Annotated in this window: 12 protein-coding genes; 6 read left to right on the forward strand and 6 right to left on the reverse strand. The window is 65.0% G+C overall.

Annotated features, from left to right (window positions below; translation table 11 throughout):
* Positions 1–46: 46 nt before the first annotated feature.
* The 5 genes from MUH00_RS10185 to MUH00_RS10205 form a co-directional block, all read right to left on the reverse strand.
* Positions 47–808 (reverse strand): SDR family NAD(P)-dependent oxidoreductase, encoded by a 762-nt coding sequence (locus MUH00_RS10185; RefSeq protein WP_246998110.1) that lies wholly within the window; start codon positions 806–808, stop codon positions 47–49.
* A gap of 307 nt (positions 809–1,115) precedes the next feature.
* Positions 1,116–1,421, reverse strand: a complete 306-nt coding sequence (locus MUH00_RS10190) for a HalOD1 output domain-containing protein (RefSeq protein WP_246998112.1) — start codon at positions 1,419–1,421, stop codon at positions 1,116–1,118.
* Positions 1,418–2,263 (reverse strand): DUF7344 domain-containing protein, encoded by an 846-nt coding sequence (locus MUH00_RS10195; protein ID WP_246998114.1) that lies wholly within the window; start codon positions 2,261–2,263, stop codon positions 1,418–1,420. The genes MUH00_RS10190 and MUH00_RS10195 overlap by 4 nt, the downstream gene beginning before the upstream one ends.
* A gap of 201 nt (positions 2,264–2,464) precedes the next feature.
* Positions 2,465–3,544: an anthranilate phosphoribosyltransferase gene (locus MUH00_RS10200; RefSeq protein ID WP_246998116.1), complete on the reverse strand. Its 1,080-nt coding sequence runs from the start codon at positions 3,542–3,544 to the stop codon at positions 2,465–2,467.
* Positions 3,545–3,922: 378 nt separating this feature from the next.
* A complete protein-coding gene (locus MUH00_RS10205; protein WP_246998118.1) occupies positions 3,923–4,684 on the reverse strand; it encodes a GNAT family N-acetyltransferase in 762 nt (253 codons plus the stop codon).
* A gap of 850 nt (positions 4,685–5,534) precedes the next feature.
* Here MUH00_RS10205 and ahbB point away from each other — a divergent pair.
* Both ahbB and MUH00_RS10215 read left to right on the forward strand, forming a co-directional pair.
* Positions 5,535–6,575: a siroheme decarboxylase subunit beta gene (ahbB, locus tag MUH00_RS10210; protein ID WP_246998120.1), complete on the forward strand. Its 1,041-nt coding sequence runs from the start codon at positions 5,535–5,537 to the stop codon at positions 6,573–6,575.
* A gap of 80 nt (positions 6,576–6,655) precedes the next feature.
* Positions 6,656–6,871: a DUF6199 family natural product biosynthesis protein gene (locus tag MUH00_RS10215; protein WP_246998122.1), complete on the forward strand. Its 216-nt coding sequence runs from the start codon at positions 6,656–6,658 to the stop codon at positions 6,869–6,871.
* A gap of 75 nt (positions 6,872–6,946) precedes the next feature.
* On the opposite strand, the gene MUH00_RS10220 is transcribed toward MUH00_RS10215, so the two are convergent.
* Entirely contained in the window at positions 6,947–10,072 is a 3,126-nt protein-coding gene (locus MUH00_RS10220) for an FAD-binding and (Fe-S)-binding domain-containing protein (protein ID WP_246998124.1), read from the reverse strand.
* Positions 10,073–10,797: 725 nt separating this feature from the next.
* Here MUH00_RS10220 and MUH00_RS10225 point away from each other — a divergent pair.
* The 4 genes from MUH00_RS10225 to MUH00_RS10240 all read left to right on the forward strand — a co-directional run bounded on the left by MUH00_RS10225 (position 10,798) and on the right by MUH00_RS10240 (position 15,902).
* Complete coding sequence (locus tag MUH00_RS10225; RefSeq protein WP_246998125.1) at positions 10,798–11,001, forward strand: hypothetical protein; 204 nt, start codon at positions 10,798–10,800, stop codon at positions 10,999–11,001.
* Between the two features lie 118 nt (positions 11,002–11,119).
* Complete coding sequence (locus MUH00_RS10230; RefSeq protein ID WP_246998127.1) at positions 11,120–12,301, forward strand: CaiB/BaiF CoA transferase family protein; 1,182 nt, start codon at positions 11,120–11,122, stop codon at positions 12,299–12,301.
* Between the two features lie 343 nt (positions 12,302–12,644).
* On the forward strand, positions 12,645–13,703 hold the full coding sequence (locus tag MUH00_RS10235) for a TAXI family TRAP transporter solute-binding subunit (protein ID WP_246998129.1): 1,059 nt from the start codon (positions 12,645–12,647) through the stop codon (positions 13,701–13,703).
* 51 nt (positions 13,704–13,754) lie between these two features.
* Positions 13,755–15,902, forward strand: a complete 2,148-nt coding sequence (locus tag MUH00_RS10240) for a TRAP transporter permease (RefSeq protein WP_246998131.1) — start codon at positions 13,755–13,757, stop codon at positions 15,900–15,902.
* Positions 15,903–15,960 lie beyond the last annotated feature (58 nt).

Below are 15,960 nucleotides of genomic sequence, written 5' to 3' on the forward strand. Positions count from 1 at the left end.
CTCGGATCCCGAGATCGCGTCGATCGCGTTCCGCCGCGCCGCCCGCTCAACAGGTCGAGAATCCGCCGTCGACGACCAGACCGTGTCCGCTGACGAACGACGCCTCGTCGCTCGCGAGGAACAGGATCGCGTCGGCGACCTCCTCGGGTTCGCCCAGGCGTTTGAGTGGGTACTCCGCGGCCATCTCCTCGCGGGCGGCGTCGGGATCGTCCTGCATCGCGAGGTACTGCTCGAGCAGTGACGTGTCCGTGAAGCCGGGACAGACCGTGTTGGCGCGGACGCCGTACGGTCCCGCCTCGGCGGCGATCGCTCGGGTCAGGTTCAACACGGCGCCCTTGCTCAGCGAGTAGGCCGCCTGCTTGGGGAGTCCGAGGAGGCTCGCCAGCGAGCCGACGTTGACGATCGCGCCCGATCCCTGCTCCTTCATGTGCGGCAGGGCGGCGTGACAGCCGTTCCAGACGCCCTTGACGTTGACGTCGATGACGAAATCGCGCATCGAGTCGTCGGTGTCCTCCAGTCGGGCGGAGGGGTGGCCCGTCCCGGCGTTGTTGACGACGATGTCGAGCCCGTACTCCTCTGCGACCGTGTCGACGACCGCGTGGAACTGGTCGCTGTCGGTGACGTCGAGGTCGTAGAACGTCGCCGTCGCACCCGCATCCCGCAGGCTCGCGGCGACCTCCTCGCCGCCGTCGCTGTCGATGTCCGTCACGATCACTCTCGCGCCCTCCTCGGCGAACCGTTCGGCCGTCGCCCGACCGATGCCGGAAGCCGCACCCGTGATAAGCGCTGTCTCGCCTTCGAGTCGCATACTACTGTGATCGGGTGACCGATACATAAATTCGTTCATCATTTAGACATCACATGCAAATTCTGTTCGTTGAAACGGCCCGAAGGACGAACATTGGTGTCTTATCGCATCAGGGTTGGTCGGCAAGCTCTACCGGCCGAGCGCTCGATCGGCTAGCACGTCGGGGTCTAGATCGGTACCGATCGGTTCGGCTCCCGATCGACGGCGTTCGCGCGGCGAGGGAGCGCCCCTCCCCGATCGGAACCTCGCGGAACCGCTCGTCCAGTAGGGAGGCGGTCCGTACCGAAGGAAGATCGCATCACGCGGCTTAAAACGCCGTTCGAACGCGGATTTCGTCTTCCGTCACGGTCACCTCGCAACCCTGGTAGCGAAACGAGATCTCCATCCGGACGGCTGATTCGTCAGCGCTTTGAACGACTCTGTCCAGGTGGTCGGGATCGATCGCGTGGTACAGGGGGTCGAGATCGATCGGCGACGTGTTCGTCAGCGTCGCGACGGCCCGTACGACGACGATGCTCGGCGTTTCGTCCTCGCCGGGAGCGGCGGATAGCTCGGAAGTGGGATCCGAAGCGTCGAAGTCGGAGCCGCCGTCGGTGTACGGTATCCTCGTCATGGTTCGAACGGGAGCTGATCCAGCAGGTCTTCGTTCTGGTAATCGAGGTGATCGAGCCGCGACCCCAACAGCTCGCGGACGAGAACGACCAAGGGGTTATCCTTGCCGTCTCCGACGATCGCTACCTCCGTCTCGCTATCGGTGTCCGGCTCGTCCAGTACGGAAAGCATGATCTTCTCGCGATCGGCGAATACGAATCGGCCGACCATCGGATACCGTGAGGGATCGGTCACCCAGTCGAACTGCGGTTCCCAGACGGTCGCCTCCGGGAGTCGTTCTCGCGCGAGATCGCGAACCTCTGCGTTGTGCGAGCCGATGTACATCTCCACGCCGGAGTCGATCGCGTTCTGTGCGCGGCGGATACACTCGTCTTCGAGGAGGTCGGTACTGACGTACATACAGAACAGTTCGTTCTCGGCCTCGTCGGCCAGGAATCGCCCGTATTCGATCGCGTCTTCGCGTCCTTCTACGACGCCGATGGTGTCATCTGCCGCGCCGGCCGTCGGTCGGAAGTACGAGAGCAGTTCATCGAACGCGTCCAGTTCCTGCCGTTCGGAAACGACCGACGGGTAGTTTTCGTACGATACGACGTTCTCGGCCGGGTCGTAGCTGACCAGGCCGGCGTCGTCGAGCGTCGGGAGCGTTTTATGGTGTAACGAGAGGACTACCCGTTCGAGCGCGTTCTCGTCGGCGGCGTCGATCCCGGTGTCGCCGCGCGCAACAAGCCGTTCGGCGAGATCGGTGACGGTGAGCGACCGAGCGGCATCGTTGAGGATCGATAAGATGTCTCGGTTCCGGGTCTCCGCGAGGAGACGGATGATACGCTCGTCGTCAGACACCATGCGATGAGATTACCAAGCACGCACTTAATGAGTTGGCCTGAAGGCGACGATCGGCGCCGAGAGAAGCGATCGGTCCGACATGGAATCGAGCCGTTCGCGATCGACCGATCTCGAACTGCGCGGTGACCAACGAGACCGTTGGCTCGGCTTCCGGGCACGAAGTCGAAGCCGACGACCGGAACGGGGCTCGATCGTCGCGTTTCAGAACCCGCGCAGGTCGTCGAGCACTGCCTCGGCGCTGCCGTCGGAGATAGCTTCGCGTGCCCGTTCGAGCCCCTCTTCGAGGCTGTCGACGTCCTGTCGGGCGTACATCCGGAACGCGCCGTTTACCGCGATCGCGTCGGCGAAGTGATCCTCGCGATCGCCGGCGAGCACGTCCTCGGTGATCGTCGCGGAGTCGACCGTCACGTCGTCGACCGCGAGATCGTCGCTCTCCATCTCCATGCCGTACTCGGCGGTCTCGATCTCGTAGTCGTCGAGGCTGTCGCCGCTCGTCTCGCTCGCGTCCCACTCGGCGACCTTCGTGTAGCCGGGGCGGATGTCGTCGTAGCCCTCCATCCCCTGGAAGAAGATGGCGCGCGAGTAGTCGAGTTCCGCGCTCTCGTCGATGAGATCGCTCATCTTCTTCGCGAACGCGAGGTGGTAGAACGAGCCGAGGTGGACGTCGGCGTTCGCGGGGTTGGCGACCGTCTCGATCGTGTTGACGAACGTCCGCACGCCCATCTGGTCGCGCCGATCGTAGAGGTCGTGGATCCCCGGGTTGAACGCGGGCTGGTAGTAGAAGCCGAAGCCGGTCTCGTCGACCATGTCGGCACTCTCCTCGGGATCGAGTTCGGTCCGGACGCCGAGTTCGTCGAGGACGTGCTTGTACGCCGTCGCCTTCTGCGTCGGGACGCGATCGCCGGAGTGGACGACGACGGACGTACCGGCGGCGGCGGCGACGAGGCCGGCCCCGACGCCGAGCAGCGCGGAGGTGTGCTTGCCGTCGTAGTTCGCGCCGCAGTCGATCGGATCGCAGTCGGGTTCGGCGGTCACGACCGACTCCCCGCGCATGACGTCGGCGAAGGCCGCCAGTTCCTCGGGGTTGTTGCGCTTCCACCGGTTGGCCAGCCAGAAGGCGCCGAGGGTCGTCTCGTCGGGTTCGCCAGCGAGGATGCGTCGGAAGGCTTCACGAGCCTGCTCGCGGGTCATGTCGCCGGCCGACTTGGGACCGGAGCCGACGACTTCGGTCATCAGCCGCTTCAGCGGCCACTCGCCGAACTCCTGAGATGCCTGAGCCATGTGCGGGGGTTCGGAGGGACCGTGCAAAAGCGTCCCGTTTCCGGTATCGGAGAGCGACTACGCGACGCGATCTTACGTAACGAGATCTGTGTCCATGAACACCACGAAAGCCCCTTTTATTCCCACCCGCGGTGGCACCCCGGTCAGCCGGCACGGGTGGGGATGAAAGGGGCTGACGCTTTCGGGGAAGGAGCGCGAAGTAAGCACTGGAACAAAGTGAGGAGCACAACGAGCGAACCGACTCGAGAGCAAAGCTCTCCCGAGCGGACGGCGCATAGCGCCGCTAACGCTAGGGGCTTTCGTTGTGTTGGCACTCCCTTCAGAACCTCAAACACGATCGCTGCTGACCAGGGAAAAATTCTCTACGCGAGTCCGTACTCACAACTCGATCGCCATCATCACCTCGTCGATGTACTCGTCTTCGAGTTTGTAGTGGTCCTCGCGGACGGCTTCGATCTCCCAGTCACGGTCCTCGAAGAACTCGATCGCCGCCTCGTTCGTCGAAGGAACGCTCTGGTAGACCTTCTCGTGGTCGCTCGCCCGCGCCCACTCGAGCGCCCGATCGAGGAGTTGGCTCCCGATGCCCATGCCGCGGTACTCCTCTAAGATTCCGACGGTGAGTTCGGCGGTGTGGGTGAGCTTCTCGAGGTTCGGGACGTGTAGGTGCGCCCAGCCGACGACCTCGCCATCGACGGTCGCGACGAAGAACATCCGGGACTCGAACTCGTTGTGTCGGAGGAGGACGTTCTCGTGGTCGAGTTCGTCCGCGACGGTCTCGGCTTCGATGTAGGTCATCTCCTCGACGACCTGGCGCATCGCGCCGACGATCCCCGCGAGGTCCTCCTGTCTGGCCGCCCTGATCGTGACGTCGACGTCCTCGGTCGTGAACTCCTCGCGCTCGGCCTTGACGTCGATCGCGATGCGCAGCGTTCCGTCGTCGCCCTCCTCGAGGTAGCCGTCGCGTTTGAGGATCGCGACGTTGTGCTGAAACGCCCGGGTATACTGCGGGTCTCCCGGCGGATCCGCCGGGAACAGTTCCTCCCGCGCCCGCTCCCGATCGACCGCGCCGTGGGCCTCGACGTACTCGTAGATCTGTACCCGCTCGTCGCCCTCGATCGCGATCGGCTCGGTGAGCTCCATGAATGCTGGTAACGGGTCGCACAGTAATAATCGTTACAGTTACTCGCGGCTCGCGCCCGGATGAATTACGCATCGAGACGTGCGAATCGCAGGCCTCACGATTCGCAAACCAGTTCGAGTTCGCTCACGGTCCGCGAACCTGGATCGGACCAAAATAACTAGTTACAGATAGATATACACTATAGAAATATATTTGTTATTTCGACCTCGGATTTTTTCACCCGAAGTGCTTCTCTCTTGACCAGCGTCGAAAACCGGTTTTCCGGACGAAAATCGGCGAATTGGTCCGATCCCACCGATTACGCGCGTGGATCAATGGCCGTATCCGTCGTCCGTCGCCATCTACGTGATCCGTCGTTCGTCGACCGCGCTTTTGTCCGTTCGTCAGCCGCCTCTCGCCAGCAGTACGAGCCGAATTGCCGATCGCGAGCAGCAACGACGATCGATCGCAACACGACCGTCGATCGACGACGCGCAAGCGGAACGCGGCGACCGTCGAGATCCGGCTCTGCTTCGGTGGCAGACACCCCATTCGCCGTCAGAACAGCGTATTCACCCGACTGGGGGCGCTGAACTTCCGTGATCGGAAACGTCCGCTCCGGACTCGCCGTCTACGCGTCGATCGAGTACTTCACTCTCCACTCGTCTCTCCGTTGACGACGAGTCCTGTCGAGTTCGCTCTTCGATAGTGTCGATTTAGCAACTTGTATCAGGAACAATCAAATATGACACTATATATGGAATCTGTCTGGATTGTGTCCGGTACGTTGCGCATCCACTGCTGTCTCCGACCGGTCGCTCCGATCGCGGTCCCGAAAACGATACGGTCCCGGTTTCCCTAGCATCGGCAATGAGCAGGCTGTCTGGGGAGTGGCGCGAGACGATCGACGACTTGGACGCAGCAATCGTCGACGGCTACCAGAGCGGGTTTCCGATCGCGGAGCGGCCGTTCCGTCGCGTCGGCTCCGAACTCGGGATCGGCGAGTCCGCGGCGCTCGATCGGGTTCGAACCCTCTCGGAACGGGGGATCATCCGCCGGTTCGGCGCCGTCCTCAATCCACCGGTGATCGGCTCGTCGACGCTCGCCGCGGTCCGGGCCCCCGCCGATCGGTTCGACGAGGTCGCCGCGGTCGTCAACGAGTACCGGCAGGTGAACCACAACTACGCCCGCGATCACGAGTGGAACATGTGGTTCGTCGTCACCGCCGGGTCGCGCGATCGGCGCGACGAGATCCTCGCGGAGATCGAGGCGCGAACCGGCTGTGCGGTGTTGAACCTGCCGATGCTGACCGACTACTACATCGATCTCGAGTTTCCGGTGGTCAACGCCGATCGGTTCGCGCGCGAATCCCTGGAAGACGGTACTGACGCCTCGGCGACCCGCATCAGCGAGGAAGCCGCGGGCGACCTCTCGACGTTCGAGGCCGACCTCCTGCTCGCGATCCAGGACGGCTTCCCCCTCTCGAAGACGCCGTACGCGGACGTCGCCGATCGGCTCGACGCGCCCGTCGACGACGTGCTCGCGGGCGTCGAACGCCTCCGGGAGAACGGCTGTATCAAGCGCATCGGCTGCGTCGTCAACCACGTTGTCACGGGGTTCGACTCGAACTGCATGGTCGTCTGGGACGTCCCGGACGAGCGCCTCGACGCCTGGGGCGAACGCGTCGGGTGCCTCCCGTACGTCACGCTCTGTTACCACCGGCCGCGCCGCCCCGAGCACGACTGGCCGTACAACCTGTTCACGATGATCCACGGCCGCGACCCCGACGCCGTCGACGCGAAGATCGACGAACTCGCCGCCGACTACCTCCCCGTTGAGCACGATCGGCTCTACTCGACGGCGACGCTGAAACAGACCGGCGCCAGGTACGAGGAACTGGTCGGCCGCTGAGCGCGATCGGCGCGCCGCGTTCGGCCGGTCCGCCGACGGTCCGACAGAAAAGCTATTACGTGACGCCGGAACGATAGGTCATGGTCAATCCGATACTGGGGACGCTCGTTCTCGCGATCGGAATCGCCGGCGCCGTCTGGCCGTACAAGGTCGCGCGGTTCGAGGAGCAACTGGACGCGATCGGCAGCACCCGGTCGCCGTCCGGCGTCGAACCCGCCGACTGGAAAGTGACGCTCACCCGGATCGTCGGCATCGCGATCGGGCTGTTCGGCGTGCTGGTGCTGTTCGATATCTGATCGACTCGGTATCGATCATATTCCGACGGATAGGCGTCGAGCGTCCGGATCTCGCTTCCGGTTCTCCGTCGATTCTCACCCCATCGCCTCGGCGACGAGTTCGATCGGCGTCGGCGGCTCCTCGTCGGCGCCCGGTCGATTTTCGAGTTGGGTGCGACAGGAGGCCCCGGGCGCGACGACCCGATCGCCTGCGCTCTCGTCGACCTGGTCGTAGAGGATGCCGGCGATCGCGTCGCTCATCGAGGCGTGTTCGGCCTCGTAGCCGAAGCTGCCGGCCATCCCGCAACAGCCGGAGTCGAGGGGATCGACGGCGTAGCCGGCGCGCCGAAGGACGCCGACGGCGTGGTGGTCCTTGCGGGTGGCCTTCTGGTGGCAGTGCCCGTGGTAGGTCAGGCTCGGACCCGTCTCGGGCTCGCGATCGAACGCGATCTGCTCGTCGAGTCGGAAGGTGTCCACGTACTCGCAGACGCCGTACGTCGCGTTCGCCACCTGTTCGACGGAGTCGCCGGACAGCAGGTCGAGGTAGTCGGCCTGAAACATTACCGCGTCGGAGGGTTCGATCACGACGACGTCGCGTTCGTCCTCGACGAGCGGGGCGAGTGCGCGGACGTTCTTCCTGGCGGCGTCCCGCGATTTTTCGAGGAAGCCCTTCGAGAACGCCGGCCGGCCCGTGTCGCCGAGGTCGTCGGGGACCGTCACGTGGACGTTCGCCGCTTCGAGGACGCGAACGGCCGCCTTCCCCGCCTCGGGGTGGCTGTAGTTGGTGTAGGTGTCCGGATAGAGTACGACTCGTCGATCGGCCGCCTCCGGATCGACGTGCGAACCGCCCCGGCGCTCGAACCACTCCCGGAACGTGATCGGGTGGAACGTCGGCAGCGGCCGATCGGTGGCGATGCCGACGGTCTTCTCGAGCAGCGTGCGGGCGCCCGGCAGCTTCGGCAAGCCGTTGGAGATGGGGGCGAGTTCCGACCCCCACTTCGAGAGGGTCGCGACGTTGGCGAAGAGTCGATCGCGCAGGGTCGCGCCGTTTCGTCGGTGGTACTCGTGGGTGACCTCGGCCTTGAGCTTCGCCATGTCGACCTCGCTCGGGCAGTCGATCGCACAGCCCTTGCAGCCGATACACAGCCCCATCACCTCCTCGATGAACTCGTCCGAGAAGGCCTCGTCGGGATCGAGGTCGCCGCTCATGGCCTGCCGGAGCGCGTTCGCCCGACCGCGGGTGGCCGTGATCTCCTCGCGGCTGGCGCGGTAGGTCGGACACATCACCCCGCCCGTCGTGGACTGTTCGCCCCGACAGCCGCCGCAGCCGTGGCAGAGCTCGACCATCCCCTGGAAGCCGTTGTCCCCCCGCCACTCGAGTCGGGGCTCGAAGTCCGCCGCGAACTGGTAGTCCGGATCGAACCGCAGGTGCTCGCGGAGGTCCGTCGGATCGTCCTCGCGGAAGACCACCTGGCCGGGGTTCAAGAGCCAGTCGGGGTCGAACGCCGTCTTGAGGTTCTGGAACGTCCGCCAGACCCGATCGCCGTACAGTTTCCGGTTCCACTGGGTGCGGGCCCGGCCGTCGCCGTGTTCGCCGGAGACGGAGCCGTCGAGGTCGACCACCAGGTCGGTAACGTCGTCCGCGATGCCGTGCAGTTGGTCGAGCCCCACCTCCGTCTTCGTGTTGATCAGCGGCCGGATGTGGAGCACGCCGGGCCCCGCGTGGGCGTAAAAGCTGGCGTACGTGTCGTGCGCTTCGAGGATCTCTTCGAAGCGCTCGACGAACTCCGGGAGCCGTTCGGGCGGGATCGCCGTGTCCTCGATGAAGGAGATGTGCTTTTCGTCCGTCGTCCGCGAGAGCAGGATCGGGAGGCCGGACTTGCGGAGTTTCCAGAGTTCGGCGCGCTCGGACTTCTCGTAGGCCTCGAGCGCGTCGATCGCGATCGTCTCGGCGTCGTTCATCTCACGCTCGCTCGTCGTCCCGTTCGTGTCTGAATCGCCTTCCGCCGCCGCTCCATCTGTCGCCGGCGCTCCCTCCGGTGTGACCGTCGGACACCGATCGGCGAGCAGGCCGGCGACCCGCTCGCGACCGTGGTCGGCGTCGTCGGCGTAGAACTCCACGAGGAGGACGGCGTTGGTCCCCGTCGGGAGTATCTCGGTGACGGGGCCGAACTCGGCGGTGTCGCGCGCCAGGTCGAGCAGCACGTCGTCGAGCACCTCGACCGCCGCGGGGTCGTGTTCGAGGATCGGCTCGACGTCTCTCATCGCCTCGTGGAGATCCCGGTAACAGAGCAGGGAAACGGCCTTCGTCTCGGGCACCGGTTCGAGCGAGACCGTCGCCTCGGTTACGATCGCCAGCGTCCCCTCGCTGCCCGCCAGGAGTCGGGCGAGGTTGACCGTCCCCGGCTCGCCCGTCTCTTCGCCGCCGGGCAGCGTCTCGCCCCGGGCCTCCGCAACGAGCCGATCGAGGTTGTACCCCGAGACGTTGCGCTTGAGATCCGGGTAGGCCGCCTCGATCACGTCCGCTTCCTCGTCGAGAATGCGCCGCAGTTCGGCGTAGATCCGGCCTTCGAGGTCGCCGTCGGGATCGGCCCGATCGGCGATCTCTTCGATCGTGACCTCGTCGAACGTCGTCACGGTGCCATCCGCCAGGACGGCCTCGACCTCCTCGATGTACGCGTCGGTCTTGCCGTACTGCAGCGAGTGGGCGCCGGTCGAGTTGTTGCCGATCGCGCCGCCGATCGCGCTCTTGTCGCCCCAGGCGGGGTCGGGCGCGAACTTGAGGTCGTGCGGCGCGAGCGTCTCGTTGAGCGTCCCGAGGATCGTCCCCGGCTGGACGGTCGCCGTCCGTCCGTTCGGATCCACCTCGCGGATCTCGTTCATGTGGCGCGTGAAGTCGAGGACGACCGCCCGGTTGACCGTCTGGCCGGCCAGGCTCGTCCCGCCGCCGCGCGGGAGGACCGGAATCTCCCGGGTGGCGCAGTACTCGACGATGCCGACGACGTCGGCGGTCGACTCGGGAAAGGCGACCGCGATCGGGGTCACCTCGTAGGGGCTCGCGTCCGTCGCGTACAGCTCTCGCGAGTAGGAATCGGCGCGCACCTCGCAGTCGACGACCTCCTCGAGATCCTCGACCAGCGCCGGACGGTCGACCTCGTCGCTCCGGTAGTCGTAGTTCGCGCGTCGATCGGCGGCCGGGTCGGCGCTCCGCTCCGTGGACATACCTGTTTCTTGCCCCTGAACGGCTTAAACTGTCGGGGAATAGCGGTCCGGATCGGACCGTTGCGCGTTGAAGGAGACTGCGAGCTACGGGCGGAACCGAACTATCCGACGCTCCTAACCGCGGCGGATGGTCCGACCGACGGCTGATCGATCGCCGGTCTACGGACGAGATCAGAGATTAACCATATAAAATTATTATATAGTAAACAAACACATAATACATATAGCTAGTCTCCGCAGAACTACATACTGAACGCGTTACCCGATACAATTGCGCTGCTATCTGCGGTATACGGCCATTTTGGGGTCTAACTGATCGGTAAACTCGACGCGCGCTATCACACCTGTGAAACCTCGGATAAAATCGTCGATATCGACCGTAATCGCGCGTATCGCGTGGTCATGTAGAATGAACGATCGAACGAACCGTTGTACAGTATAAAAATTGACTCTTATGGAATAATGAGTGAAAAATTGGTAATCCGTAGTCAGTCTTTGACCCCCACCGACGGAGACGCGAGGGCGACCGTGATACCGATCGCCGCAGTGGCGGACGGGGTCGGTGTGGTGGTCTCGTTCAGTTCGAGGCGGGGACTTTCCCGGCGGGGCTGCTTGTCGACGGTGCGGAAATTCGAGGCGGCGGCCGGTTCGACCTCGCCGAACGGCTCCGCGCGGTCTCGACCGGCGAGGGGGAATTTTATTACGCTCGATTGTGAGCATTGACCATGGGCCCGGAGACCACTTCCGATCAGTCGCCCGGCGATCGGGTGATGCGCGCGCTCTCTCGCGTTCACGATACGTACGACAGCGTCGCGGACCGGGTTCGGCGCTACACCCCGTACCTCGTCCGCACGATCGAGGTCGCGCTGGCGATCGCGCTGCTCGCGGCGCTGGCGCACTGGATTCACTGGGTCTACATCGGGGCGTGACCGCGAGCGGGATTTCCGATCGACCGAACCGCCGATCGAGCGGGTCGTCAGCGCCGTCGGACGTACCGCCGGGACACCGGAACCTTATCCTTTCGCGCGACCAGATGTGTGACAGTCGATGGCAATCGATACAACCAGTACGCCGCTCGAGGGCGTTCGAGTCCTCGACTGTACGCAGATGCTCGCCGGCCCCTTCGCAACGCAACTCCTCGCCGACCTCGGCGCGGCGGTCGTCAAGATCGAGCGACCGGACTGCGGCGACATCACGCGCGCCACCGGGCCCGACGTCGGTGATTCCGGGATCACCGCCTACTTCTCGTCGTTGAACCGGGGAAAACGAAGCGTCGAACTCGACCTGTCGACCGCCGAGGGCGCGGCGGCGTTCGAGTCCCTCGCGGCGGCGACCGACGTCGTCGTCGAGAACTACCGACCCGGAACGATGGAGAAGTGGGGGCTCGGCTACGACGACCTGCGAACGGTCAACGAGGATCTCGTCTACTGCTCGATCTCCGGTTTCCTCGAGGGTCCGTACCGCGACTTGCCGGCGTTCGACATGGTCGCCCAGGCGCTCGGCGGGAGCATGAGCATCACCGGCCACGAGGACGGTCCGCCCGTGCGCCCGGGGATTCCGATCGGAGACATCTGTGCCGGGATGTACGCCGTCGTCGGCGTCGTCACGTCGCTGTACGCGGGCGGCGGCGAGCGCATCGAGGTGCCGATGTTCGAGGGGCTGGTTTCGTGGCTCACCGAGCGGGCCGGCCGGACGTTCGTCACCGACGAGCCGTATCCGCGTCTGGGGACGGCGCACCCGGCGCTCGCCCCCTATCGGACGTTCGAGACGGCCGACGGCTGGTTCGCGCTCGCCATCGCCAGCGACAACACGTGGCGATCGTTCTGCGACGCCGTCGGACGTGCCGACCTCGCCGACGACGACCGGTTCGCGACGAACGACGAGCGCGTCGAAAACCGCGACGAACTCGTCGGGTCGCTGGCGCCGCTGTTCCGCGAGCGGTCGACCGACGAGTGGTTTACGACGTTTCGGGAGCACGGGCTTCCGGGCGCCCCCGTCCGGGATACGCGCGAACTGTTCGCGGACGACCACCTGCGGGAGAGCGGCGTTCTCGACGACCTCGCGATCGGCGGGGTCGAGTTCCCGTACCCGCGCTGTCCGCTCCAGTTTTCCGACGGGACGGTTCGATCGGGCCACGCGCCGCCGCGTCTCGGGGAGCACACCGAGGACGTTCTGTCCGAGGTCCTCTCCGAGTCCGAACTCGAACGACTCGTCGCGGATCGGGAGTGAGTCGGGTTCCGTTCGCTCCGACTCGTCGCGGCTGAGACGCCGGGACGCGAGTCGGACCCGCCTCCGTCGCGAGAGGGTTCGAACTCGAACGCGGAGCGCGATCCGCGCCGCGTTCGTACTACCACCGCGCCGAAAACGGGAGCGCCGATCGGATCGCGAAATACCCCGGTAGACCGCTCGTATCCTCTCTCGGTGAATATAATGTTTTATGCTTATTGTCGTACCGACAGATAATCTCTCGAAGAATATATATGGCATACCCACACAATTGCGTATTGTTATCATGCCAGACCGCAGTCCAAACCGACGAACGGTCCTACGAGCGGCTGCCCTAACCGGTACGATGGGTATCGCCGGGTGCCTCGGAGACGACGTCGACCCCGAGGAAGACAATCCGTTGGACGAGGGTGGCGACGGCGGATCGAACGACGATCGGGAGCATCACATCGACGTCGGCACGTCGGCCGGCGGGACGATGGACGTCGGCCTCGCGGTAGAGCAGGGAGTCGCCGAGGAGAGCGACGTCCTGAGTTACTCGACGGTCGAGAGTCCCGGATACGTCGGCTCGACCTACCGGATGAACGACGACGCCTTCGACGCTGCGTTCATCGACGGCAACACGATGAACAAGGCCAGAGGGGGCCTGGACATGTTTGAGGAGGACCCGGTCGACCAGCTCCCGTGGCAGGGTATGCTGGCGTTCCCCTACAGCATCTACATGATGGCCCGCGACGGGACCGGCATCGAGACCTTCGACGACCTCGCGGGCGCGAGCGTCTACCCCGCCGAGCCGGGATACTCGACGCGCGCGACGACTCTCGACGTGTTCAGGCAGGACCCGGTGGCGGACGTCTACGAGGAGATGGACATCGTCGATATGAACGTCGCCGACGCGCCGGGTGCGATGGAAGAAGAACGGATCGACGCGGCCATCGCCTACGGGACGCCGGGGGTCGGTAACACGGGGTGGGTTCGCGAGTACGACGCCCGAATCGGCGTCCACTACGTCGAGCACACGGACGCCCTGGTCGAGGCGATCGAAAGCTTCCCCGGCGCCGGCCTGACGATCTACGACGACGATCCGGGGGAGACGTTCGCCTGGGACCAGGACATCGGCGCCGACGAGATCGCCACGTGGGACCTCAACGTGACGATCGCGGCCCATCCCGAAACGGCGGACGAAGCGATATACGAGCTGTGTCGCGTCGGAGCCGAACACGGCGACACCATCCGCAGCGCGGAGGAGCGGTTCACGCCCGAGGACGCCGAGGGCCTCGTCCAGGGCGCCCTGGACGGGTACCCGTTCCACCCGGGCGCCGCCGAGTTCTACCAGGAACAGGGCGTCTGGAACGACGACTGGGTCGTCGGCGCCCGAGACCGAATCGGCGAGTATTTCGAGTGAACGGGGTCTTCGAGCCTCGATATCCGTATTTCCCCACAAAACCGCTTACAAATGAGTACCGAAACTGCCGGTCCTGAACGGACGCCGGGAACAGACTCCCTGACAGCGAACGCGCTCGACAACGCCGTCACCGTCGGCGCGCTCTTCCTCTGGGCGATCGTCCTCTGGTGGGCGTGGACCCAGGACATCGGACGGACGCAGTACGGCGTGCTGTTTCTCGGCGCCGTGCTGTCGGTGTACATCCTTTCGGAGGCGACCGAATCGGTCCGGGAGGGCGACCTCCTCGACCTGCTGATCCTCGTCGCCTGCGGCGCGGTGATCGTCACCGCGACCGTCTACATCTACACCGACTTCGACGCCTTCTACACCCGTCGCCAGGGGTGGGCGACCGACTACGAGTACCGACTCGCCTGGCTCATGATTGCGGTGATCCTCTACCTGACGTGGCGATCGTACGGCAACGTCTTCCTCGCGCTCATCGGCGGGGCGATGCTGTACGCCATGTACGGCTACTACGTCCCCGGGCTGTTCCGCCACGGCGGCCTCCAGAACATCCACATGCTGCAGATGCTGATCACCGACCTCGGCGGCTTCTACGGCACACTCACGCAGCTTACGGCCGCATGGATCGCCCCCTTCTTGCTGTACGCCGGCTTGCTCTTCGCGTTCGGCGCGTTCGACCTCATCCTGCGGATCGCGATCGTCAGCGCCAGGTACATCGAGTCGGGCGTCGCCCAGACGGCCGTCATTTCGAGCGCGATCATCGGCTCGATCAACGGGAGCTACGCCGCGAACGCCGGGATGACGGGCTCGTTCACCATCCCGACGATGATGGACTCGGGTCTCTCGGGGCGGACCGCCGCAGGGATCGAGGGAACCGCCTCGACCTCCGGACAGGTGCTCCCGCCGGTGATGGGCGCGTCGGCGTTCGTGATGGCCACGAAGCTCTCGATCCCCTACTGGGAAATCATCGTCGCGGGACTGATCCCCGCCGCGATCCTCGTGCTGAGCATCCTGCTGGCCGTCCACTACACGTCGATCAACGAGATCGGCGGTCAGGAGATGCGCTTCGACGAGTACTTCGAGGACGAACTGACGCGAACCGACAAGATCGTCCAGGGGATCCGGTTCGGCGTGCCCTTCCTCATCCTGCTCGTCACGCTCGGCTACTTCCAGTACACGGTCATGACCTCGGCGCTGTACACGATCGTCGCGATGGTGATCCTCGGGATCGGGACGCCTGTTCTCCACTCGATCTACGCCGTCAGAACCGGCGCAAAGACGAAGACGGCCGCTATCGACGGCTGGTGGACGGCTGAGTGGTGGTCTCGGGGACGCGTTCGCCCGCGCCTGTCGACGATCGGTCGCCTTCCGCTCCTGAACGAGTTCGTCTCCGCCGCGGTCTGGATTCGACGGCGGCGGCCCGTGCACACCGTTCTCGCGGAGGTGGGCAACGTCATCCGCGGCTTCCGGCGCGGCGCGGTCATCCTCGCGCCGATCGCGATCATCCTGGCGGCGGTCAACGGCGTCGTCGACCTCCTGATGGCGACCGGCGTCCCCCCGCGGATCGCGATCATGCTGATGCAGCTCTCGGGTGGCGTCCTGCTCATCGCGGTGCTGTTCGGCATGGCCGTCTGCATCATCATGGGCGTCGGGATGCCGACGGTGGCGTCCTACGTCATCGTCTCGACGCTGGTCGCGCCGACGTTCATCACCGTCTTCAACGTTCCCGAACTGGCCGCGCACTTCATGGTCTTCTACGCCGCGGTGCTGGCCGGCGTCACGCCACCGGTGGCCATCGCGGTCGTGGTCGCGTCGGGGATCGCCGGCTCGAACTTCTGGCGCTCGTGCGGGAAGGCGATCACGATCGCCGCGCCGCTGTTCGTACTCCCGATCTCCTTCGTCTACCACCCGGAGATCGTCTCGACGACGATCGACCTCCACTCGCTGTTCAGCGGCGCGCTCATCATGGCGGGGGCGATCACGATCATCTTCGCGCTCAACTACCCGTTCGGGTTGAAACGGTGGGTCGGACTGCCGCTCCGGTTCGGACTGTTCTGGCTCGGCTCGTACATCATGATCCACCCCGAGTGGATGCTGCAAGCGGCCGGCATCGGCCTGTTCGCGGTCGTCTTCTCCGGCGCGAAGTACGTCGCGAACGGGACCGAACTCCGGTCGCCCTCGCCGATCGACCGCTGATCGCCGGGCGGTTCGGCGTCGCTCCTCCTCGCGACGGTTCTCGTGAACGCGATCGGCT

Origin of the sequence: Halosolutus gelatinilyticus (assembly GCF_023028105.1) — an archaeon.
Taxonomy (GTDB): Archaea; Halobacteriota; Halobacteria; order Halobacteriales; family Natrialbaceae; genus Halosolutus; species Halosolutus gelatinilyticus.